Source organism: Microbacterium sp. EST19A (assembly GCF_019969685.1).
Lineage (GTDB): Bacteria > Actinomycetota > Actinomycetes > Actinomycetales > Microbacteriaceae > Microbacterium.
This window is the reverse complement of the sequence record NZ_JAHXYZ010000003.1, coordinates 14,871-37,736: the sequence shown is the minus strand read 5'-3', so window position 1 is coordinate 37,736 and position 22,866 is coordinate 14,871. Positions and strand designations below refer to the sequence as shown.

At 69.5% G+C, this 22,866-nt stretch carries 20 protein-coding genes and 1 tRNA gene; 14 read left to right on the top strand and 7 right to left on the bottom strand.

The window, feature by feature from the left end; genetic code table 11:
- The first annotated feature begins 118 nt into the window (after positions 1–118).
- Genes LC452_RS17880 through LC452_RS17870 form a run of 3 tightly spaced genes read left to right on the top strand, consistent with a single transcriptional unit; the run spans position 119 to position 5,945 of the window.
- On the top strand, positions 119–949 hold the full coding sequence (locus tag LC452_RS17880) for a hypothetical protein (protein ID WP_223627795.1): 831 nt from the start codon (positions 119–121) through the stop codon (positions 947–949).
- A complete protein-coding gene (locus tag LC452_RS17875; protein WP_223627793.1) occupies positions 946–2,484 on the top strand; it encodes a DNA polymerase Y family protein in 1,539 nt (512 codons plus the stop codon). The genes LC452_RS17880 and LC452_RS17875 overlap by 4 nt, the downstream gene beginning before the upstream one ends.
- Entirely contained in the window at positions 2,484–5,945 is a 3,462-nt protein-coding gene (locus tag LC452_RS17870; protein WP_223627790.1) for an error-prone DNA polymerase, read from the top strand. The genes LC452_RS17875 and LC452_RS17870 overlap by 1 nt, the downstream gene beginning before the upstream one ends.
- Before the next feature lie 20 nt (positions 5,946–5,965).
- Here LC452_RS17870 and LC452_RS17865 read toward each other — a convergent pair whose 3' ends face one another.
- A complete protein-coding gene (locus LC452_RS17865; protein ID WP_223627788.1) occupies positions 5,966–6,346 on the bottom strand; it encodes a hypothetical protein in 381 nt (126 codons plus the stop codon).
- A 418-nt stretch (positions 6,347–6,764) separates the two neighbouring features.
- Here LC452_RS17865 and helR point away from each other — a divergent pair, with 418 nt between their 5' ends.
- Both helR and LC452_RS17855 read left to right on the top strand, forming a co-directional pair.
- Complete coding sequence (gene helR, locus LC452_RS17860) at positions 6,765–8,897, top strand: RNA polymerase recycling motor ATPase HelR (RefSeq protein ID WP_223627786.1); 2,133 nt, start codon at positions 6,765–6,767, stop codon at positions 8,895–8,897.
- Between the two features lie 157 nt (positions 8,898–9,054).
- Positions 9,055–9,960 (top strand): patatin-like phospholipase family protein, encoded by a 906-nt coding sequence (locus LC452_RS17855; protein WP_223627784.1) that lies wholly within the window; start codon positions 9,055–9,057, stop codon positions 9,958–9,960.
- 7 nt (positions 9,961–9,967) lie between these two features.
- Here LC452_RS17855 and LC452_RS17850 read toward each other — a convergent pair whose 3' ends face one another.
- Positions 9,968–11,584, bottom strand: coding sequence for an amidohydrolase (locus tag LC452_RS17850; protein ID WP_223627782.1), 1,617 nt, complete (start codon positions 11,582–11,584; stop codon positions 9,968–9,970).
- Positions 11,581–13,020 carry a cytosine permease gene (locus tag LC452_RS17845; protein ID WP_223627780.1) on the bottom strand — a complete coding sequence of 480 codons (1,440 nt, stop codon included), beginning with the start codon at positions 13,018–13,020 and terminating at the stop codon, positions 11,581–11,583. Before LC452_RS17845 ends, LC452_RS17850 begins: the two co-directional genes overlap by 4 nt.
- Before the next feature lie 89 nt (positions 13,021–13,109).
- Here LC452_RS17845 and LC452_RS17840 point away from each other — a divergent pair, with 89 nt between their 5' ends.
- The gene (locus LC452_RS17840) at positions 13,110–13,787 is read left to right on the top strand and encodes a TetR/AcrR family transcriptional regulator (protein WP_223627779.1); all 678 of its coding nucleotides are present in this window, start codon (positions 13,110–13,112) and stop codon (positions 13,785–13,787) included.
- Entirely contained in the window at positions 13,784–14,545 is a 762-nt protein-coding gene (locus LC452_RS17835; protein ID WP_223627778.1) for a class I SAM-dependent methyltransferase, read from the top strand. Before LC452_RS17840 ends, LC452_RS17835 begins: the two co-directional genes overlap by 4 nt.
- A 12-nt stretch (positions 14,546–14,557) precedes the next feature.
- Here LC452_RS17835 and LC452_RS17830 read toward each other — a convergent pair whose 3' ends face one another.
- Positions 14,558–15,187, bottom strand: a complete 630-nt coding sequence (locus tag LC452_RS17830; protein WP_223627777.1) for a TetR/AcrR family transcriptional regulator — start codon at positions 15,185–15,187, stop codon at positions 14,558–14,560.
- Between the two features lie 86 nt (positions 15,188–15,273).
- Between LC452_RS17830 and LC452_RS17825 the strand changes: the two genes are divergently transcribed.
- A complete protein-coding gene (locus LC452_RS17825) occupies positions 15,274–16,236 on the top strand; it encodes a zinc-binding dehydrogenase (protein ID WP_223627776.1) in 963 nt (320 codons plus the stop codon).
- A gap of 129 nt (positions 16,237–16,365) precedes the next feature.
- Here the strand turns inward: LC452_RS17825 and LC452_RS17820 are convergent.
- Positions 16,366–16,439: transfer RNA gene (locus LC452_RS17820), tRNA-Pro, on the bottom strand.
- Positions 16,440–16,546: 107 nt separating this feature from the next.
- Between LC452_RS17820 and LC452_RS17815 the strand changes: the two genes are divergently transcribed.
- Genes LC452_RS17815 through LC452_RS17790 form a run of 6 tightly spaced genes read left to right on the top strand, consistent with a single transcriptional unit; the run spans position 16,547 to position 20,354 of the window.
- Positions 16,547–17,131 (top strand): GNAT family N-acetyltransferase, encoded by a 585-nt coding sequence (locus LC452_RS17815; RefSeq protein WP_223627775.1) that lies wholly within the window; start codon positions 16,547–16,549, stop codon positions 17,129–17,131.
- Positions 17,128–17,325, top strand: a complete 198-nt coding sequence (locus LC452_RS17810) for a hypothetical protein (RefSeq protein WP_223627774.1) — start codon at positions 17,128–17,130, stop codon at positions 17,323–17,325. The genes LC452_RS17815 and LC452_RS17810 overlap by 4 nt, the downstream gene beginning before the upstream one ends.
- 20 nt (positions 17,326–17,345) lie before the next feature.
- Positions 17,346–17,801 (top strand): hypothetical protein, encoded by a 456-nt coding sequence (locus tag LC452_RS17805; protein ID WP_223627773.1) that lies wholly within the window; start codon positions 17,346–17,348, stop codon positions 17,799–17,801.
- A 40-nt stretch (positions 17,802–17,841) separates the two neighbouring features.
- Positions 17,842–18,513 (top strand): lysoplasmalogenase, encoded by a 672-nt coding sequence (locus tag LC452_RS17800; RefSeq protein ID WP_223627772.1) that lies wholly within the window; start codon positions 17,842–17,844, stop codon positions 18,511–18,513.
- Positions 18,513–18,887, top strand: a complete 375-nt coding sequence (locus LC452_RS17795) for an RNA-binding S4 domain-containing protein (protein WP_223627771.1) — start codon at positions 18,513–18,515, stop codon at positions 18,885–18,887. The genes LC452_RS17800 and LC452_RS17795 overlap by 1 nt, the downstream gene beginning before the upstream one ends.
- Before the next feature lie 39 nt (positions 18,888–18,926).
- Positions 18,927–20,354 carry an HNH endonuclease signature motif containing protein gene (locus LC452_RS17790; RefSeq protein WP_223627770.1) on the top strand — a complete coding sequence of 476 codons (1,428 nt, stop codon included), beginning with the start codon at positions 18,927–18,929 and terminating at the stop codon, positions 20,352–20,354.
- A gap of 10 nt (positions 20,355–20,364) precedes the next feature.
- Here LC452_RS17790 and LC452_RS17785 read toward each other — a convergent pair whose 3' ends face one another.
- The gene (locus LC452_RS17785) at positions 20,365–21,288 is read right to left on the bottom strand and encodes an NUDIX domain-containing protein (RefSeq protein WP_223627769.1); all 924 of its coding nucleotides are present in this window, start codon (positions 21,286–21,288) and stop codon (positions 20,365–20,367) included.
- A gap of 76 nt (positions 21,289–21,364) precedes the next feature.
- Entirely contained in the window at positions 21,365–22,837 is a 1,473-nt protein-coding gene (gene der / locus LC452_RS17780; RefSeq protein ID WP_223628189.1) for a ribosome biogenesis GTPase Der, read from the bottom strand.
- Positions 22,838–22,866: the final 29 nt, after the last annotated feature.

The following is a 22,866-nucleotide window of genomic DNA, read 5'->3' as shown; positions in this document are numbered from 1 at the left end:
CCGCGTGCCGGGGGTGTGGATAACCGTTGCTCGGCGGACGGTTCCGGGATGTCCGATGTACGAACTAGCGTCGTCAGTGCCACTTGCTTTATTCGTACATATCTTCGAGGATGGATGCATGGGGATCGGGCTCGATGCGGTGACCGCGCTCTCTCCGACCAGCGATACCCGCGCCGGAGAGGTGCTGCGTCTGCGCCGCGAGATCAGCAGGATGCAGCGGCGTCGCAGCGAGCACGCGCTGCTCCCGCTCGACCCCTCCCTCAGCGCGCTGCTGCCGGAAGAGGGACTCCAGACCGGCACCGCCTACACCGTCTCCCCCTCGCCGAGTCTCGTGCTCGCTCTGCTCAGCGCGGCCTCCAAGAAGGGGCACTGGTGCGCGGTGGTCGGCATGCCCACGCTCGGCGTCGAAGCGGCCGCCGCCTTCGGCATCGACCTGGCGCGCCTCATCCTCGTGCCCGCACCCGGCGAGCGCTGGCTCGCGGCGACCTCCGCTCTGGCCGAGGTCGTCCCACTCATCGTCGTGAACCCCGGCAGCAGGGCGCGTGATGCCGATGTCTCCCGTCTGAGCGCGCGTCTGCGCGACCGCGGGTGCACGCTGCTCGTCACGGAGAATCCCGCCGCGGGATCGGGCGGAGCGGAGAGATGGCCGCAGAGCGAGGGCACGATCCGCATCCACGACCCGCACTGGCACGGTCTCGGCGCGGGCTGGGGACTGCTCTCCGACTGCACGGTGACGGTGACCGCCACCACCCGGCACAGTCCCCGACCTTCGAGCGTGCGCGTGCAGCTCCCCGGCGGTCATGGAGCCATCGAGGCCGCTGCGACGGAGCTCACCGCGCTGCCGTCGCTCGGCGTCGAACCCGCAACATCCAGCAGACCGGCATCCGGCCGGGCCCTGGCGGGCGACGGCGCCCCACCCGAGCTGCTGCACTGGGCGGAGGCCGGATGAACGCCCCGCTCCGCGTCCTCGTGCTGTGGTTCCCGGACTGGCCGCTGCGCGCCGCTCTCGGCGGACCGCCCCCGCATCCGCCCACCGCCCTGGTGCAGGCAGGCACCATCGTCGCCTGCACGGCCTCGGCCAGAGAGCACGGCGTGCGCACCGGACAGCGCCGCCGCATCGCGCAGGGGCACCTCGCCTCCCTGCGGGTGCTCCCGCACGACCCCGCACGCGACGAACGCGCCTTCCTCCCCGTGCTGCAGCTCATCGAGAAGCACGCCCCCGGTGTGACCCTGCTGCGCCCGGGGCTCGCGATCCTCCGCGCCCGGGGCATCTCCCGCTATCACGGCGGAGAGGCCGAGGCCGCCGCCGCCCTCGCCGCCGTGCTCGCGGAGGCCGGGCTGCCCGAGGTGCGCATCGGCGTCGCCGACGGTCCCTTCACCGCCGAGATCGCCGCGCGGGGCCGCGACGCCTGCACCGTCGTCCCGCCGGGGCGCTCGCAGGAGTTCCTCGCCCCCTACCCCGTGCAGGTGCTGCGCGACGAGCAGATCACGGGCCTGCTCGTCCGACTCGGTGTGCGCACCCTCGGTGAGTTCACGGCACTCGCCCCCCTCGACGTGCGCGACCGCTTCGGCGAGCACGGCGCTCGTCTGCACGCACTCGCCGCAGGCGCCGATTCCCGCCCGCTGATCCCTCGCCCACCCGACCCCGAGCTCGTGCGGAACATCGAGTTCGAATCGCCGCTGGGCGGAACCGATCAGGTGGCCTTCGCCGTGCGGCAGACGGCGGATGCCGTGCTTCTCGCCCTCGGAGACGCCTCGGTCGTCTGCACCGAGGTGCGGATCGACATGACCGACGACAACGGTGCCGTCTTCTCCCGCACCTGGCTGCATCCGACCTGCTTCGACGCCTCCGACCTCGTCGACCGCGTGCGCTGGCAGCTGGAGGCACTGGCCGGGGAGTCGGCCAAGGAGCCCGTCGACGAGGCGCGCGCGTTCGGCGGCATCATGGCGGTGCGCATCGTGCCGGTGGCCGTCGACGATGCCGCCCACCACCAGCCCGGCCTCTTCGGCTCCGGCACCGATGAGCGACTGCACCATGCGGTGTCCCGTGTGCAGACGATGCTGGGTCATCAGGGCGTGGTGACCGCCGCGCTCGCCGGTGGCCGCTGGCTCGCCGATCGTCAGGTGCTCACCCCCTGGGGCGAGCGGCCGGTCCCGCCCCGCGATCCCCGTTCCCCATGGCCGGGCAGTCTGCCGGACCCCCTCCCCGCCGAGGTCTTCCTGCCGCCGCGCCCCATCGGGGTGCTCGCCGCCGACGGCACCACGATCAGCATCGACGAACGCGGAACCCTCTCCCAGGAGCCCGCTCGCATCGACGGCGTCGACGTGCAGGGCTGGGCAGGCCCCTGGCCCGTGCACGAGCGCCGCTGGACACCCGGCGGGGGCAGACGGGGGCATCGGCTCCAGATCGTCGACGACCACGACCGCGCCTGGCTCGTCTTCCGCGCCGGCGAGCGCTGGTGGGTCGAGGGGAGGTATCGCTGATGGGCTGGCACAATCCGCCGCAGACCTGGGGCGAGCTCGAGCGCACCCTGAGCGGAGAGGAGCCGCCCCCGCGGCAGAACATCGAACCGCCCGCGTCGCGACCCGACCCCGGGCCGGTGAGCCGTCGCCGACAGCGCACACCGGTCACCGGCATATCGCGGCCGGTCGATGCGGTTCCCTACGCCGAGCTGCACGCGCACTCCTCGTACTCGTTCCTCGACGGCGCCTCCGCCCCGGAAGATCTCCTCGCCGAGGCCGAGCGTCTCGGTCTCACCGCTCTCGCGCTCACCGACCACGACGGCTTCTACGGCGCCGCGCGGTTCGCCGACCAGGCCGAGCTCATGAAGACGCCGCTGCAGACGGTGTACGGCGCCGAGCTGTCTCTCGACCTTCCCGCCCCGCAGCGGGGCAGCCCCGACCCTGTGGGCGAGCATCTGCTGGTGCTCGCCCGCGGGATGGAGGGCTATCACCGCCTCTCCGGCGCGATCACCACCGCCCAGCTGCGCGGAGGCGAGAAGGGACGACCGGTCTACGACCTCGACGAGCTCGCGGCGAGCGCCGGCGGGCACTGGACGATCCTGACCGGATGCCGCAAAGGCGCGGTGCGCCAGGGGCTCGAGGCCGGCGATGCCGCGACCCCGCTCCGAACCCTCGTCGACCTGTTCGGAGCAGACCACGTCGCCGTCGAGCTCTTCGACCACGGAGACCCGCAGGACACCCGCCGCAACGACACCCTCGCCGAGCTCGCCAGACGGATGCGACTGCCCGTGGTGGCCACGAACAACGTGCACTACGCCGGTCCCGCGCAGGCCCCGCTCGCCGAGGCGATCGCCGCCGTGCGGGCGGTGCGCAGCATGGACGAGCTCGACGGGTGGCTGCCCGCGCACGGCGGCGCGCACCTGCGCAGTGGAGCGGAGATGTCGGCGCGCTTCCAGCGCTACCCCGGTGCGATCTCGCACGGCCTCGAGCTGGCCGCGGCATCCGCCTTCCCGTTGCGGCTCGCGCGTCCGGCGCTGCCGAAGCAGAAGGTGCCGGAGGGGCACACGCCGATGAGCTGGCTGCGGCAGCTGGTGTGGGAGGCCGTGCCGTCGAAGTACCCGCGGCTGAACGACGACGGACACCGCCGCATCGAGCGGGAGCTCGACGTCATCGAGGAGAAGGACTTCCCCGGGTACTTCCTCATCGTGCACGGCATCGTCACCGAGGCGCGACGGCTCGGCATCCTCTGCCAGGGGCGCGGATCGGCGGCGGCGAGCGCGGTCTGCTATCTGCTGGGCATCACCGCCGTCGACCCGATCCTGTACGGCCTCCCCTTCGAGCGGTTCCTCGCCACCACCCGCACCGAGGAGCCGGACATCGACGTGGACTTCGACTCCCGTCGCCGGGAGGAGATCATCCAGTGGGTGTACCGCGAGTACGGCAGGGAGCGCGCAGCGCAGGTGGCGAACGTCATCCAGTACCGTCCGAAGAACGCGGTGCGCGACATGGCCAGGGCGCTCGGCCACTCCCCTGGCCAGCAGGACGCCTGGTCCCGTCAGGTCGACGGCTGGAGCACGGGTCTGGAGCCCTCCGACGGGCACGACATCCCCGAGAACGTGCTCGACTACGCGGGCGAGCTGCTGAAGGCCCCGCGCCACCTCGGCATCCACTCCGGCGGCATGGTGCTCACGGCGCGACCGGTCGGCGAGGTCGTGCCGGTCGAGCACGCCCGCATGGAGAACCGCACCGTGATCCAGTGGGACAAGGACGACGCCGCCTTCATGGGACTGGTGAAGTTCGACCTGCTGGGTCTCGGGATGCTCGCCGCACTGCAGCACTGCTTCGACATGATCCGAGAGGCCACCGGAGAGGAGTGGACGCTCGAGACGCTCCCCAAGGAGGAGCCGGGGGTCTATGACATGCTCTGCCGGGCGGATTCGATCGGGGTGTTCCAGGTGGAGTCCCGCGCGCAGATCGGTCTGCTCCCCCGCCTGCAGCCGCGGAGCTTCTACGACCTCGCCATCCAGATCGCCCTCATCCGCCCCGGACCCATCCAGGGCGGGGCCGTGCATCCGTTCGTCCGACGCAAGATCGCGAAGGACCGTGTCGACGAGGAGAACAGGGAGCGCGCCACCCGGGGCGAGGAACCGGTGGACTTCCCGATCCCCTACCCGCACAGCGATCTCGAACCGATCCTGAAGCGCACCCTGGGGGTCCCGATCTTCCAGGAGCAGCTCATCCAGATGGCCACGGCGGTCGGCGACTGCACAGCCGATGAGGCCGATCTGCTGCGTCGGGCCATGGGGTCCAAGCGAGGACTGGAGAAGATCGAGCGGGTGCGGGAGAAGCTGTACGCGGGGATGGCCAGGCGCGGGCTCGACACCGAAGCCTCGGATCGCATCTACGCGCAGATCCAGGCGTTCTCGAACTTCGGTTTCGCCGAGTCGCATTCGCTGTCGTTCGCGCTCCTCGTCTATGCCAGCTCCTGGCTGAAGCTGCACTACCCCGCCGCGTTCCTCGCCGGCCTCCTGCGCTCGCAGCCGATGGGCTTCTACTCCGGCGCGACCCTCACAGCGGATGCCCGGCGGCACGGTGTCGAGGTCCGGCGTCCCGATCTGCATGTCTCGGGGGCCACGGAGACGCTGGAGCCGCTCGCGGGGCCCGCAGTGCGGAAGCCGACCGGCCGGGATGACTGCCTCGTCATCCCGCAGCCGCCGACGCTCCGTTTCGACAGAGACGCACCCGATGTCTCAGAGACGCACCGCAGGGACGGTTCCTACGCCGTGCGACTGGGGCTCAGCGGCATCCGCGGGATCGGGGTCCCCCTGGCGGAGAAGATCGTCGCCGAACGCGAGGCGAACGGCCTCTACCGCGATCTGCACGACCTGGTGCGACGCACGGATGCCACCGCCGCGCAGCTGGAGGCGCTCGCCACCGCCGGGGCGTTCGCCTGCCTCGGCCTGGAGCGGCGAGAGGCGATCTGGCTCGCGGGGGCGGCAGCGGATGACCGGTCGCGCTTCCTCCCCGGCACCTCGGTCGCCGTGCAGCCGCCGCTGTTCGCCGATCAGACCAGCTATGAGCGGCTCTCCGCCGACCTCTGGGCGACCGGGGTGTCGACCGATGATCACCCGATGACCCATTTCCGCGACGCGCTGCACGAACGCGGCGTCCTGACCGCCGCCGACCTGCGCGAGCACGAGTCCGGTCGGCGCATCGAGGTCGCCGGCCTCGTCACCCACCGCCAGAGACCGGCGACGGCCTCCGGCATCACGTTCATGAACCTCGAAGACGAGAGCGGACTGGTGAACGTCGTCTGCTCGACCGGCGTGTGGAACCGCTATCGGCGCGTGGCGCGCGACTCGCCGGCGCTCATCATCCGCGGCATCCTGGAGCGCTCAGAGGAGGGCGTCGTGAACGTGCTCGCCGACGCCTTCGAGGATCTGCGCACCGGGCTCACACATCGGTCCAGGGACTTCCGCTGATGTCGGTCAGAGGGCGGAGCTCACCAGAAGCGTTCGGGTTCCTCCGTCGGCGGGCGATCCGTGCCACCCCAGCGGTCGGCCTCGGCCTTCGCGGCATCCGCTGCGGCGTCGGCGCCGTGCAGTGCGCCCTTCGCTCCGGCGGAGCCCTGCCCGATCGGATCGACGCGCAGCACCGTGCGCCCGGACCCTCCGATCGTCACCGTGCACTCCAGCACTCGTCCGATCCAGCGCGTGAAATCGCCGCGCGCCTCGTCAGCGCGCCGGTAGCGGATGCCGGTGTCGAGGTCGACGACGGCGAGGACGACGGGCTCCTCGGTAAGGAGGTCGATCTGCTCGATCACCTCGAGGCGGTGGCCGTGAGGAATCGCGACGTGAGCCGGAAGAACGAGCAGTCTGTCCATGTCTCCACCTTAGGCAGTGGTGTCGAGAAGACAACCGGCGTCGTGTTCGATCAAGTTTCGAAAATTTCTTTGTCCCCCAAATGGTGGACAAGACAAAATCGATGTACTCTGCTATGTGTAGCGGGGGCTACAAGGGCTGAGTCTGGGGATCAGCCGATGAGTGCAGCGATATCTTCGCCGCCTCCCCAACCGTCCGGGAAGGGCGGTGGCCCTCTCGACGACTCCGTCTGGGGCGGGGCCTGTCGGGAGGGCATACCTCCGCCGCCGCGCAAAGCCCGGGCGGACGATGATCGTCCGGCATCCGCGCCTCCTTGCATTTCCAGGATATCGCTGGGGTGGGGGCTTGCCGCAAGACCCCCGTCGTGGGGCAGAATCGACCCTCGCTCGTGCGATCTGCGCTCGAGCGCGAAGGAGATTCATGCCCATCGACCCCTTCCTGCTCCCCGACAATCTGACGGCGAAAGCCGCGCCCGCACTCCTCGACGCCGACCGCACGCACCTCGGTCGCATCGCCGACACCCTGCAGCTCCAGCGTGCGGAGACCTCGGCCCGTCTGACCGAGGTGCGCCGACAGACCGCCCACCTCGGCGGCGACGCCGTGGACCGCGATCTGGAGATCCGCCGGCTCAGCAGCCGGCTCCGAGTGCTCGACCGCTTCGGCATCGACGTGTGCCTCGGCCGGATGACGCCCACGGAAGGCCCTCCGATCTACATCGGCCGTACGGGGCTGGCTGCCGCCGACGGCACCCGGCTGCTCATCGACTGGCGTGCGCCCGCTGCGGAACCCTATTTCGCCGCGACGATGGAGGATCCCCGCGGCATCGTCTCGCGCCGTCGCTACCGCTGGACCGACGGACGGATCAGCGACTACTGGGACGAGGCACTGTCGCCGGACGGATTCGAGAACACCGCCGCACTCGATGACCAGTCCGCCTTCATCGCGGGCCTCGCCAGCCACCGGACTTCGAGGATGCGCGACGTGCTCGCGACGATCCAGGCGGATCAGGATTCGATCATCCGCACCCCTTCCCGCGGTGCACTGGTCGTCGACGGGGGTCCGGGTACGGGGAAGACCGTCGTGGCCCTGCATCGTGCCGCGCACCTCCTGTACGCCGAGCCACGGCTCACGCAGGGCGGCGGCGGCATGCTGCTCGTCGGGCCGAACGCGCACTACCTCGCCTACGTCGAAGACGTGCTGCCCAGTCTCGGCGAAGACACCGTGCGACTCGCCACGTTGCGCGATCTCACGCCCGAGGGATCGGCAGCGCAAGAGGATAGAGATCACCGGATCGCGGCATTGAAGGCGAGCCTCGATCCGCAGTCGCTGGTCGCTGCCGCCGCGTCGGCGTTCGAGCACCCGCCTCAGCACGCCATGCGCATCGAGTCACCCTGGGCCGATCTGTGGCTGAGCCGCGAGGAGTGGGCGGAGGTGTTCTCAGCCGCGGATCCGGCCTCCCCTCACAACGAGGCCCGCGACGAGGTCTGGGAGGAGATCCTCGAGCTGCTGGTCGATCAGATCGATGACGACGATGTGCCTCCGCACGTCGTCCGGCGATGGCTGCGGCAGGACGAGGAACTCACGGGCGCGTTCGTCCGCGCGTGGCCCCTCCTGTCACCGGCATCCGTCGTCGCCCGCCTGTGGACCTCGCCCGCCTTTCTGCAGCAGTGCGCACCGGCGCTGTCGACCACCGAGGTCGCTCTCCTCCAACGGGACGACCCGGCGGCCTGGACCGTCTCCGACCTCCCGGTGCTGGACGCGGCGCGTCGACGCATCGGCGATCCGGAGAGCGTCCGTCAGGAGCATCGTCGCCAGGCCGCTGTCGCCGCGGCAGAGGACCAGATGTCCCACGTGATCGACCACCTGATCGAGAACGACGACAGCGACATGAAGGTCATGTCGATCCTCAAGGGGCAGGACGCGCGGAACGTGCTCGCAGGCGCCGATGCACCGCCCGCGGCCTCACCGGACGAGCTGGCCGGCCCCTTCGCGCACATCGTCGTCGACGAGGCGCAGGAGCTCACCGACGCGGAATGGCGGATGCTGGTCGCCCGCTGCCCCTCGCGCAGCTTCACGATCGTGGGCGATCGGGCACAGGCACGGCACGGGTTCACCGAGAGCTGGGAGGGCCGCCTCGCGCGAATCGGCGTCAGCGGAGCGAGGATCGCGCCGCTGAGCGTGAACTACCGCACACCACGGGAGGTGATGGAGGCCGCCGCCCCGATCATCCGTCGAGCCATCCCCGACGCCAACGTGCCGACATCGGTGCGCGACAGCGGAGTACCGGTCGCATACGCGTCGGTGGCGGAGCGGGACCGCATCCTCGCCGCCTGGCTCGACGCCCACCTCGAGGGTACGGCCTGTGTCATCGGCGACGAGTCGTTCGTCCCGACCCCGCGCGTGCGCTCGCTCACACCCGAGAGCGCGAAGGGCCTGGAGTTCGACCTGGTGCTCCTGGTCCGGCCCGACGAGTTCGGCGACGACCTCACCGCGGCGGTGGATCAGTACGTGGCCATGACGAGGACGACGCGAGAGCTGGTGGTGCTGAAGTGAGCCGTGCTAACGTTCGGCGATCGTGTTCCGATGAACGGAGGTGTGACCCATGTATGCAGAGACCACAGTGGGCGCTCCCTCCGAAAGTCCACGATCACGCGGCTGACGCCGTCGCCACCGGGAGCGCCGCACAGGCACATCGCGAAAGGCGACTCCCATGAACATCACTCCCTCCTCATCACGTGCTCTCACGCGCGCCCTCGTCCTCGCCGGAGCCGGAGCAGCCGGTAACGCCTGGCAGCTCGGTCTCATCGCCGGGTTGTCCGCCCACAGCCTCGAGCTCACCGAGGCAGATCTCATCGTCGGCACCTCGGCGGGATCGACCGTTGCGGCGCAGATCACCAGCGGCACACCCTCGTCCGAGTTGTACGCGGCCATCGTCGCCGAACCGGCGCGACCGGCGCCGGGACGGACTCCACCCGCAACGCGCCCCGCGCTCTCCGGGCCCGACTACATGGCGTGGTCCGACGCGATCATCGCGGCGTCGGCCGACGCCGCCGACATGCGCCGCAGGATCGGTGCGGCGGCACTCGAGCGGGATTCGTCGGAAGGAGCGGATGCCGCGCGCTGGCGGAGCATCGTCTCCGCCCGGCTCCCCCGCCACGCCTGGCCCGAGCAGCGCGTGCTGATTCCGGCCGTCGATGCCCGTACCGGCGAACCCGTGGTGTTCGATCGGCACAGCGGCATCGACCTGGTGGACGCGGTGGCCGCGAGCACGTCGGCCATGACGCCCTATCGCATCGGTGAGGACCGGTACCTGAACGGCGGATACCGGCGCAGCTCGAACGCCGACCTCGCCGAAGGGTTCTCCCGGGTCCTCATCCTGGAGCCGTTCGGCGGCAGATCCCGTCAGCCTCTCGCGTGGGGCATGGATCTCGCGACCCAGGTCGAGGAGCTCCGCGCGAGCGGCAGCGTGGTCGAGACCGTCTTCCCGGATGCCGGCGCGGGCGATGTCTTCAATGCCAATGCCCTCGATCCGTCGACCCGACTCCCTGCCGCCCGCGGAGGCTACGCGCAGGGGCAAGCCCTGGCGGAGAGCCTCCGCGGGTTCTGGTGCGCGTGACGGGCGGTCATCCCTCCGCGCGGTAGCGGGTCCGCCCGGCGACGATCGTCTCGACGACGTGCGCGGAGAGCAGGGACTCCGGCCCTTCGGCGAACGGATCGGTGTCGAGCACGGTCAGGTCGGCCGCGAAGCCCGGGGCGATTCGTCCGCGCCAGTCGCCGTCGCCGACGGATGCCGCCGCGTCGCGGGTCGCATGACCGATCGCCGCGGCCAGAGGGAGCGCGAACTGCGGGTGGATCGCGGGCACGCTCCGGTCGAGCGCCGAGGCGCGGGTCGACGCGACGTACATGTTCGCGAGCGCCTCGTGCGGGGCGGTCGGCGCATCGGTCGAGAAGGCGAGGAGCGCTCCGGCATCCTCATACTCCGGCCACGGGAAGGCCCGGTCCACCCGGTCGTCGCCCAGCATCTCGGCCCAGTTGGCGAAGATCGCCGGGTCGCTGTGCACGGGCTGCATCGAGGCGGTCACGCCGAGCCGCGCCATCCGCTCGGCGGTTCCCGGGGCCGCGTACTCGAGGTGCTCGATCCGGTGCCGGCGCGGCCTCTCGCCGTTGACGGCGACGGCGTGCTCGATCGCGTCGAGGGCGATCTCGCTCGCATAGTCGCCGATCGCATGCTGCGCGACCTGGAGGCCGGCGGCATCCGCGGCGGCGACGACGGGGTTGAGTTGCGCGACGGGCCAGATGGGTGCGGCGTTCGTTCCGTCGGCGTACGGATGCCGCATCGCGGCGGTGCACGCGTCGATCACGCCGTCGAGGATCAGCTTGATTCCGACGATCCGGAACCACGACGAAGCATCGTGGTCGGCGAGCTCGGCCGCGCGCGCGACCTGAGCGAGGTTCGCGTCGTCGTCGCCGGTGTTGTTGATGATCCAGTGCGCAGCGACGCGGATCGGCAGCTCTCCCCCGTGTCGCGCCTGGGCGCGCTGGAGCGCCGCGAGTCCGAACTCGTCGAAGGCCATGTCGATCGTTCCGGTGACACCGGCGGCGAGGTAGGCGTCGATGACGCGCTCGACGTCGGCGTCGCGGTCCGCATCGGTGGTCGTCTCGTCACGGTGCGCCCAGGCGTACTGCGTCGCCGCGGTCTCGTAGAGCAGGCCGGTCGGCTCCCCCGCGGCATCCCGGGCGAAGTGGCCGCCGATCGGATCGGGGGTGTCGCGCGTGATGCCGAGCTCCGCGAGGGCGGCACTGTTCACCCAGCACGAGTGGTAGTCGTTCGCGTCGAGATAGACGGGGATGTCGCTGACGACCGCGTCGATCATCGCCGCGGTCGGCGCGCCGTCGGGCACCGAGTCGAAGAGCCAGCCGCGTCCGCGGATCACGGTCGCGTCCGGATCAGCCGCGCGGGCATCGCGCAGCAGCGTCTGGATCTCTTCGAGCGAGCGCGCGGCGGTGAGCGGCACCTGCCCGAGGGCCGCACCCGCCATGAGCAGATGCGTGTGGGCGTCGGTGAAGCCGGGCAGCACGAGTCGGCCCTGCAGGTCGACGGTGTCGTCGGCCTCGGGGGCGTCGTCGGTCGAGCCGACGTAGACGATCGTGGCGTCGTCGATCACGACGGTCTCGGCCCAGGCGCTGGCCGGGTCGGTGTCGGCGGTGAAGATGCGTCCGTTGATGTAGCGGGTGGTCATGGTCGACCGTCCTTTCCGAGGGGCGTGCGCAACAGGCCGGCATAGAGCACCGCGGCCACGAGCATACCGACCGGCACCGACAGGTCGATGTAGCCGGTGAGCTGGGCGACGGGACCGCTCCAGACGCTCGTCGAGAGGCACAGTGCCGTGACGATTCCGCCGGCGAAGAGCGCGGCGATGCCGGGGATGCTCCACCCGGCCGAGTACCAGAACCGGCCTCCCGGCCGGTCGTGGAAGAGGTCGACGCCGTCGTAGTCGTAGCGGCGCAGGATGACGTCGACGACGAAGATCGCCATCGCCGGCCCCGAGACCACGACCAGGAACTGCAGCATCAGGTTGGCGGCCTCCAGGAGGCTCGACGACAGCACGAGGTAGATGGTCAGTGCGGTGCCGACGACGCCGACGATGATCGCCGCGGGGATGCGGCGAAGGCGGAAGCCGATCGCCTGCAGAGCCATGCTCGAGGTGTACGCCGTCATGGCGTTCAGGGCGATCGTGTTGATCACGACGCCGAGCACGAGGATCGGTCCGAGCCACGACGGGAGAAGATCGACCAGCGCGACGTCGATGCCGACGGCGAAGGCCGCATCGCTCACTCCGGTCGCCAGCAGCACTCCCACGATCGTGAAGACGATGAACGGGATGGCGCCGCCGAGCGCCGTCGCGGCGGTGATGTGCGAGGGCTTGGTGTCGCGCGGCAGGTAGCGGGCGATGTCGGGGCTGTTCATGAAAGACAGCGGCGTCGAGGCGAGGATCGTGAAGCCGATCGAGATCGCCGACCACAGCGCGGCGCCGCTCAGCGGCTCGGCAGCCGTGTACTGCCAGTCGACGGTCGGCAGGATGAACCCCGCCACAGCGAGGAAGATCACGAAGAGCGCTCCGGCCATGTACGGATAGGCGCGCAGGATGAGGCCGTGACCGAAGATGGCGACGAGGATCGTGACCGCCGAGACGACCAGCGTGACGCCGATCGGGACCCAGATCGGGTCGTCGATGCCGATGCGCCGCAGCAGGTCGGCGCCCAGGAACGACGACGCGAGCCAGGTCAGTGAGAGGAACACCGCGCCGATGAACCAGCCGACGACGGCGACGAAGAGCCGGTTGCCGAGGATGCCGTACATCGCCCGCGTCACGACCGACCCGGAGGTGCCGGATGCCGGTCCGCTGCCGGCGATGATGCCGGGCAGGATCCACAGGAGGGAGGCGGCGACGATGACGGCGATCGCCTGCCAGATCTCGAGACCGAGCAGGATCAGCGATGCTCCGATCGTGAGATTCAGGATGCTGACGCTCGGGGCCGCCCAGATGAGGAACAGGTCGCGCGCTCGGCCGTGCCGCTCGGCGTCGTCGATCAGCTCGATGCCTCGCGTCTCGGGGCGGGAGGCCGCGTCGACGTGATCGACCGCCAGGTGGTCGACGGGAGGGTTCTGGGTCATGGAGTTCCTTTCGGGAGGAGCGTCATCGCTATCGGTCACCGTGCTATTGGTCACATGCCCAATGGACTATTGGTCACTCATTCAATAGCATGGGCGGGGTGACGTCAAGCACTTCTTCTCCGGCCGCATCGCCGCGCACCCGCAAACCTCCGGAAGAGAGGCGGGAGGACATCCTCGCCTGCGCCGCGGCCATCGCGATCGAGGAAGGCCTCGAGCGCATCACGCTCCGCGCCGTCGCCGCCCGGCTCGGTGTGCGGCCCGGCCTGATCACGCACTATTTCCCCGTCGCGGAGGATCTGGTCGTCGCCGCGTTCGCACGGGCCGCGGTGATCGAACGCGAGCAGTTCTTCACGACCGGCGGCACGCCGTTGCACCGCCTGGCGCGCTTCGTCGATCACGTCGAGCGCGGCCGCTCGCTGCCGCTGGCCCGGCTCTGGCTGAACGCGCGGCACCTCTCGCGGTTCAGCCCGGCGCTCGACACCGAGTTGCAGATCCAGGACGGGCTCGACCGCGAACGCCTCACCGCGATCATCGAGGACGGCATCGCCTCGGGTGACTTCCCCGGAGCGGACGCCGAGGCCGCCTGCATCCGCATCCTCATCGCACTCGACGGAGGTGGATCGTACGTCAACTCCTCCGCGCCGATCGAGCACCCGGCACACACGCGCGTGGTCGCGGATGTCGCGGAGTGGGCGCTGGGGTTGGAGGCGGGGAGGTTGCGGGAGGCGATCGACGAGACCGCCCTGACGGGAAGGACGGAAAGGTGAAAAACGAATTCGATGCCCTGCTGGAAGCCGGGGAATCCGCCGACGTGTCCGGCTGGGACTTCTCCTGGCTGGATGGGCGCGCCACCGAAGAGCGACCCGCGTGGCGATACGGCTACCAGCTCGCTGAACGCCTGGGTCGAGCGTCGGCGTCCCTGGACGTGCAGACCGGTGGCGGGGAGGTGCTCGCACAGGCAGAGACGTTCCCTCCGGTCGCTGTCGCCACGGAATCTTGGCCACCGAATGTCGCCAAGGCCACCCGTCTGTTGCATCCACGAGGGGTGGTCGTCGTCGCCGATCCCGACGAGCCGCCGCTGCCCTTCGGCGATGAGGCCTTCGATCTAGTGACGAGCCGGCATCCGGCGACGATCTGGTGGGACGAGATCGCACGAGTGCTGCAGCCCGGTGGAACGTATTTCGCGCAGCACGTCGGGCCGGCGAGCGTGTTCGAGCTGATCGAGTTCTTCCTCGGACCGCAGCCGGAAGCCCGCCGAGGCCGGCATCCCGACGATGAATCGGCCGCCGCCGAAGCCGCAGGCCTCGAGATCGTGGATCTGCAGACGGCGCGACTGCGGATCGAGATCCATGATGTCGCCGCGGTGGTCTACCTGCTTCGAAAGGTGATCTGGTGGGTGCCCGGATTCTCGGTCGATCAGTACCGCGACAAGCTCCGTGAGCTCCACCGGCTCATCCAGCAGGATGGCCCGTTCATCGCCCATTCGACTCGCCATCTCATCGAAGCCCGTCGGGCGACGAGGTGAGTGAGGCTCGGCCTACCCCGGGATGACGCTCGGGATGAGTCGCGGCGGGGCCGGTAGCGACCCGTGCCGGTCGGACGCGCGCAGCCCGTCGATGACCAGCGCCGCATAGCGACGAGCGGTACCGGCGCGTTCCGCCTCCGTCGTACTCGACAGTCCGCGCGCCGCGAGCAAGACGATCAGGAAGTCGTCCAGGACGAAGTCGGCGCGCAGAGCGCCGGCCTCGATGGCACGACGAGCGACCGTGACGATCCCCCGCACCGCCGCCTCGCGATGCGCTCTGAAGTCCACGTCCCCGGGGTAGGCGGAGACGAATGCGTCCGTGAAGCCTTGGTTCCGGGCGTTGAGCTCGAGGACACGCTCGATGATGCCTCGAAAACCGCGCCATGGGTCGGTGTCGGCGAGGGCATCGACCACGATCGACTTGCAGGCGTCGAGCTCGTCGACGAAAGCGGCGCGGACGAGATCGGCTTTCGTGGGGAACCGACGGTAGAGAGTCGCCGGCCCGACACCCGCATGACGAGCGATCTCCCGCATCGTCACGGCGAGGCCGTCGGTCGCGAACAGTTCGCGAGCTGCGGCGAGGACCCGATCACGGTTCTCCATCGCGTCGGAGCGCAGATCCTGAGGCAGTGTGACGGACATGTGTCTCACTTTACTCAAGTGGACGCTGGCGTCCGTTACGTTTCGGAAGGCGGGTCCGACATCCCGCCGCGAAACGGAGTGCACCCATGCGCGCAGTGATCATCCGGACCTTCGGCGACCCGAGTGGGATGGAGGTGACCGACCTTCCCGTACCGACGCCCGGAGTCGGCGAGGTCCTCATTCGAACGGATGCGATCGGCGTCGGCGGGGTCGACGTCGTGATCCGCCGGGGCGGGATCGCCGAAGCGACTCGCGACTCGGGGATGATCCCCGGAAGCGAAGCGGCCGGGGTCGTGACAGCGACGGGGTCCGATGTAGACCCGGTATGGCTCGGTCGACGCGTCTGGGCGTTCACCGGGATCTCGGGTGGGTACGCCGAGTACGTGACCGCTCGCGCCGACGAGATCGTCGCGCTGCCATCCGAGCTCACGTCCGTCCAGGCCGTGACCCTCGGCAGTGCTGCGCCGGTCGCGCATTTCGCGCTCGAACGCGCCCGCCTTGTCGAGGGCGAATCCGTGCTCGTGCGGGGCGCCGCCGGGAGCATCGGCCTGGCCGGTGTCGAGTTGGCTGCTCGGGCCGGCGCCGCGACCATCTCCGTCACCACGTCGTCTCCCGAACGAGGCGAGCGACTGCGCACGTTCGGCGCCACTCATATACTCGACCGCGCCGGCGCGGGCGACACGAAGGCTCCGGCCGAGTTCGACGTCATCCTCGACATCGTCGGCGGCGCCGATCTTCCCCGATTCATCGAGCGCCTCGCACCCAACGGCCGCCTGATCGCCGTGGGCGTGGTCGGCGGCTTCCCGCCCGCTGACTTCGGCACGGCGCTTCTGGCCGGCTTCCGCCGATCGATCACTTTCGGAACGCTCAGCCTCGATACCGTGCCCCGTGACGAGCTCGCCCGGGTACGAGGCGAGATGTTCGACGACGCTGTTCGCGGCATCCTCTCCCCTGTGGTTCACGACACCCTCCCCCTGAGCGCCGCCGCCGAGGCGCACCGACTCATGGATGCGGGTGAGGTGTTCGGGCGCATCGTGCTCGTGCCCTGAGCGGGCTCTGCCGGTTGAGAGCGCAGCTCGCGGCGCCGTGAGGGGCGACGATGGTCGTCTCGGCCGCCGAGGGGCAGGGAAAAAGCCCCGGAGATCCGCGTGACTCTGCGGTTCTCCGGGGCTTTTCGGTCGGGCTGACAGGATTTGAACCTGCGACCCCTTGACCCCCAGTCAAGTGCGCTACCAAGCTGCGCCACAGCCCGTTGTTCCGCACTTCCGCGCGGGCAACTCCCCTATCTTAGCCTGACCCGGCGGCGCTCCGCGAACCGGTCCGTTGCGGGTGTCGGACGCTCGGCGTAGCGTGCCGTGCATGGCGACGATCACGACCGAGGTGGCGACGACCGCCCGCTGGGACGATGTTCAGCACGCGCTCACAGGTGGCGGTGACGGCGCGAGCTGCCAGTGCATCTGGCCGGTCCTGAGCAACAAGGACTGGAACGAGACGACCACTCCGCAGCGCACCGAGATGCTCCGCGCCGAGATCGACGACGGGCCGCCGCCAGGGATCATCGTCTACGTCGACGGCGAGGCCGCCGGCTGGATCCGAATCGGTCCTCGCACGAAGCAAGCGCGTGTCCCGCGCACGCGCATCATCGCAGCCGCGTCCACCGAACCGTTCGACGACGACTCGGTGTGGGCCGTGACGTGCTTCGTCGTGCGACGCGAGCACCGCGGATCCGGGCTGAACCTCGAACTGCTGCGGGCTGCCGTCGACTTCGCCAGAGGATCCGGCGCCCGACTCATCGAGGGGTACCCGGTCGACACCGGCGGCGCAAAGCAGCGCACTAACGACCTGTTCCACGGAACGGTCGGCACGTTCCTCGCAGCGGGATTCGCCGAGACGACCGAGCTCAAGCCGGGTCGCACTCTCGTCACGCTGGAACTCCGCTCGTGAGCGAGAACTCAGAACTCCCTGCCGCGATGGGCAAGGTATCGCGGCGCGAACTCGCCCTCCACGGTCTGACGCGCCTCGACCAGTTCGACGGAGCCTCCGAGAAAGAGCTGCTCGCCATCCACGGCGTCGGACCGAAGGCAATCAGCATCCTCCGCGAGCACCTCGAGCCCATCGGGTTGCGCCTTGCACCATGACCGAGCGCTAGCGTGAAGTCATGAGCGACGAGCATCCGACCATCGACGATCCGACCCTCGGCTCCCTCACCCGCGCCACCACCGAGCTGACCGACGGCAGCGTCCTCACCCATGAATGGTACGGCGGCACTGTCGTGGTCGACGGGACAGACGTCGAGCTCATGCTCGAAGGGACGAGTCCCGACGAGATCACGCCGCTCCTCCCCCGCGTGCGCGAGACGATCGCCGACCTCGCCTCGCTGCGGCGGATCGCATCGGATGCCGTGGTCACGAACTTCAGCAACGGCGAACCCGAACCGCACGAGCTCGACGACGCAGCATCCGATCTCACCCTCGAGACGGTCGAAGCGGCATCCGACGGAACGATCGTCCTGCACCTGACCGACGACTGCGGCGAACACTTCCCCGAGGGGTACTGGCCCGCCGTGCACCTCGGCCCGGACGGCGATGTCGACCAGGTCACCGTCGAATCCTGATCGGTCGGGGTTCGCCGGCCCTCGACAATACGATGGGGTGATGCAGCGCCGCTCGCTTCCCACGCCGATCCTGTGGGCCTTCGTTCCCTTCGTCGTGGTCTCGGCCGTGCACGTGGCGCTGCTTGCTGTGGAGAGCCCGGCAGCCGGAACGACGAAGCTGCTGCTGATGCCGCTCCTGGCGGTCCCGGTGGTGTTCTCGATCCGTCGCCGTTTCCCGGCCTCCGCGCTGGTCGCGCTGCTCGCCGCTCTGCTGTTCTCATGGCTCGGAGACGGGGCGAGCGTCTTCTTCCCCATGGCGCCCGAGCTTCCACTGATGCTGATGTTCTTCGGTATCGCGCATGTGGCATACATCGCCCTGTTCGTCCGCCATCTTTCCCGACGACGGATGCCGTGGTGGGCACTGATCTACGCCGTGTGGTGGATCGCGATGCTCGTCTTCCTCGGCCCGCACACCGGCGGGTTGCTGATCGCCGTCGCCGCGTACGGTCTGGTGCTCGGCGGCACGGCCGCATTCTCCTCACGATGCCACCCGATCATCGCCGTCGGCGGCGTGTTCTTCCTCGCGAGCGACACGGTGCTGGCCTTCCGACTCTTCCTACCCGACGGCCTTCCCTCCTGGAGCAACCCCGTGATCATGCTGACCTACACCCTCGGCCAGGGGCTGCTCGTCGCCGGCGCACTCATCGCCCTTCGTGAGAAGAGGACCTCCTGATGCCAGACTCCGCTCGCGTCGACAGCTGGCTCTGGGCTGTCCGCGTCTACAAGACGCGATCGGCTGCCACGACTGCATGCCGCGCCGGGCATGTACGCGTCAATGGCGAGAAGGTGAAGGCCGCGGCGACCATCCGCGTCGGCGACGAGGTCCGTATCCGGATCTCTGGATTCGACCGCATCCTCGGCGTCCGCCAGATCCTCGTGAAGCGCGTCGGCGCTCCGGTCGCTGCGCTCGCCTTCAACGATCGCACCCCTGCGCGCGAGCCTCAGGCGGCCCTCGGCCTTCGCGATCGAGGTGCGGGTCGACCCACGAAGCGCGAACGTCGAGACATCGACAAGCTCCGCGGGCGGGACGAGCACTTCCTCGAGTAGTATACTGCGAGTTTCGAACATTTGTTCTAAACTGGGGTCATGGCTCAGCAGCGGACGGATTTCGACCTCGATCTCGAGGAGCGTCGTCGTGTGTTGGATGCGTGGGTGGAGAAGAAGCGTCAGGCCGCGGTTCTCGAGTGCGAGGCGATGGAACTGCTCGGCGAGCGGATCGCGATTCACGACAGGGATGTTGTGGGGAATGGGTTTCATCGGGATGCGATGTACCGGTCGATGGTCGCGGAGTTCTCTGCTGCGGGCCGGATCCCGCAAGGGTCTGTCGAGTTCGCGTTCGCTGATGCCCGGACGCTGAGTTGTGACCTGCCCGCGGTGCGGGAGTCGTTCGCGGTGGGGCGGGTCAGCGCGGGGCATGTGCGGGAGATCTGCCGGGCGAGTGCGATCGTGTCGGAGGCGATCCGCAATCGGCGGGTGGATGCCGGCGTGATGGGGTTGTATGAGGCGGCGGTGCTGGTGTTCGCGGAGCGGGAGACGGCGGCACGGACGGCGGCGCACGCGAAGCAGATCGCCGCCGCCCTGGTCGGGGAGACGGTGGCGGAGCGGCACAAGCGTGCGGCCGGGGAGCGGGGTGTGAAGGTGCGGTCCGTCGGGGACGGGTTGGCGTTGTTGACCGCGGTGCTCCCGGAATGGGTGGCGGTCGCGATCGCCGACCGGCTGGCACAGATGACGCGACAGGTGATCCGCAACCGTGATCGAGAGTCTGCTGCCGCGAGAGACGACGAGCCCCGCACCGACGCGAACAGGAACGCCTCGACCTCGACCAAGACCGACGCCAACGCGGCGACCGCGGCCGATGAGGGCAAGATCTTCAGCGACGACACGTTCGCCACCGACCCCGACACCGCAGATGCCTCGGATGTGGTGACGGACACCCGCACGTGGGATCAGGTGCAAGCCGACCTGCTCGCGGACCTGCTGCTCGCCGCCGACCCGAGCGCCGTCCACGGGACCGGGCTCGAGAACATCCAGGGCCGGATCCAGGTCACCGTCGCCGGCACGACCCTTGCCGGGGCCGATGACCGCCCCGCCGACCTCGACGGACACGGGCCCCTCCACCCGGACATCGCCCGGCTCCTCGCCGGACGAAATACCGGCTGGTCACGCCTCTTGCTCGACCGGTTCGGGATGGTCACCCAGACCGACACCTACACCCCGACCGAGCAGATGCGCCGGTTCCTGCGTGCCCGGGACCAGCACTGCCGATTCCCCGGCTGCCGCACACCGGTGCACCGGTGCGACATCGATCACAACCACGACCACGCCCGAGGCGGCAAGACCCGGATCGACAACCTCGCCCACTTCTGCCGCGCCCACCACACCCTCAAACACCCCGACATCCCGAACACCCACCGGTGGACCGCCACCCAAGAACCCGACGGCACCATCACCTGGCACAGCCCCCTCGGCCGCGACTACACCGACCGACCCACCCACCGCGTCATGTTCGTCTGAGTATGGAGAGTCAGCTCTTCGCGCGGTCGGCCTGCGCCAGCAGATCCACCAGCCATCCGGCCGACCGCACCTGCGCGGCACCTGCCCGCTCGACCCGCTCACGAAGTGCACGGTCGCTCGTCACAGCCAGCACGGTGTCCCCCGCACCGACGCGACGCTCGACCTCCGCAACGATCGCGTCGTCGCCCGAGGCGTCCGCGTTGATGACAGATACCGAGTCGGCATCCAGACCCGAGGCAACACCACGAGCCTGGCCCTCGAGCACGAGCGACACCGCAGGGAACCACACGTCACCGGCTACACCGAGATCGTCCGCAGACACTGCCAGCCCCTCCAGGCGCGCACGAAGACGCGACGCCGCGCCGGCGCGATCCTTCCACCAACCGTTCGGAACAGAACCGACGACGTTCGCGCCATCGACCACGATCACAGGCCGTACATCGAGCAGCGAACGCAGCGCCGGCCACGCGGCACCGAATCCCGGATGCAGCGGCCGAGACGCGACCTCGTCGACGGGCACCCACTCGAGCGCCACGCTCTCCGGGTCGCTGATCACCGGATCGAACGGCACCTGCACATCGGCGATGACCGTCGTGTACGACCAGATCTCGAGATCGAGCACACTCGTGAATCGCGCGCGGACGGCGCCGTCCGGCACGCCGGCTTCCTCCTGCGCCTCACGGATCGCACCGACCATCGCGGTCTCACCCTCGTGCAGCGCGCCGCCGGGCAGCCCCCACGTGCCCCCGAAATGGCTCCACGAGACACGATGCTGCAGCAGGATGCCTCGGGCGGGATCGAACGCGAGAAGACCGGCGGCGCCGAAGCGTCCCCAGTACTTCTCCCCCGACTCCGCGACCACCCAGGCATCGCCCGGATTCCGCGGCCCGTCGGGGCGACGCGGTTCACCGGTGGCGGGAGGTACGACAGTCACCCCTTCAGCCTTTCACAGCATCCGGGCATCGGCACCACCCCGCGCAACAGGCGGGAACAGGCGCACCAGGAACAGGTCAGCGCTGACGCTTCTCACGCACACGCATGTTGATCACGATCGGCGTTCCCTCGAACGAGTAGATCTCGCGCAGGCGTCGCTGGATGAACCGACGGTAGCCCGGGTCGAGGAATCCGGTGGTGAACAGCACGAACGTCGGCGGACGCGTCGATGCCTGCGTGCCGAACAGGATGCGCGGCTGCTTGCCACCACGCAGCGGGTGCGGGTGCTCCGCCACCAGCTCGGCCAGGAAGGCGTTGAACTTGCCGGTCGGGATGCGGCGATCCCAGTTCTCGAGTGCCGTCTCCAACGCGGGGACGAGCTTGTCGAGGTGACGCCCCGTCTTCGCCGAGATGTTCACGCGCGGAGCCCACGCGACGTGCGCGAGGTCCTGCTCGATCTCCCGTTCGAGGTAGCGGCGGCGGTCGGCGTTCTCGAGGTCGGTGTCGTTCAGACGGTCCCACTTGTTGAACGCGAGCACGAGCGCACGGCCCGACTCCAGCACGAGGTCGATGATGCGCACGTCCTGCTCGCTGATCGTCTCCGACACGTCGAGCACGACCACAGCGACCTCGGCCTTCTCGAGCGCGGCGGAGGTGCGCAGCGAAGCGTAGAAGTCGGCGCCCTGCGCCATGTGCACACGACGACGGATGCCGGCCGTGTCGACCAGGCGCCACATCTTGCCGCCGAGTTCCACGACCTCGTCCACCGGGTCGCGGGTCGTTCCGGCCAGCTCGTTCACGACGACGCGCTCTTCGCCCGCCGCCTTGTTGAGCAGCGACGACTTGCCGACGTTCGGGCGACCGAGGATCGCGACACGACGCGGTCCGCCGATCTCCTGCTTCGCGACGGCCGAGACCTCGGGGAGCTTCTTCAGCACCGCATCGAGCAGGTCGGCGACGCCGCGACCGTGGATGGCCGACACCGGGTACGGTTCGCCGAGACCCAGGCCCCAGAGGGCTGCCGCTTCCGGCTCCTGCCGAGCGTCGTCGATCTTGTTGGCGACGAGGAACACCGGCTTGCCGCTCTTGCGGAGCAGCTTCACGACGTGCTCGTCGGTCGATGTCGCACCGACCATCGCATCCACGACGAACAGCACCATGTCGGCGAGATCGATCGCGATCTCCGCCTGCATCGCGACCGAGCGGTCGATGCCGCGGGCGTCGGGCTCCCAGCCTCCGGTGTCGACGATCGAGAAGCGGCGATCGGCCCATTCGGCCTTGTACGTCACGCGGTCGCGGGTCACGCCGGGCGTGTCCTCCACGACGGCCTCACGACGACCGAGGATGCGGTTCACGAGCGCGGACTTGCCCACGTTCGGCCGTCCGACGATCGCCACCACCGGCAGGGCCGGGCTGAACATGATCCCGTCCTCGCCCATGGTGATGCCGGCGAGGAGCGCGGCATCCTCATCGTCGAGGTCGTAGTCCGCCAGACCTGCACGGAGCGTCTCGGCGCGCTGCTCGGCGAGCTCCTCGTCGATCTGCTCCATCTTCTCGGCGAGCTGGTCGGGGCCGCCTT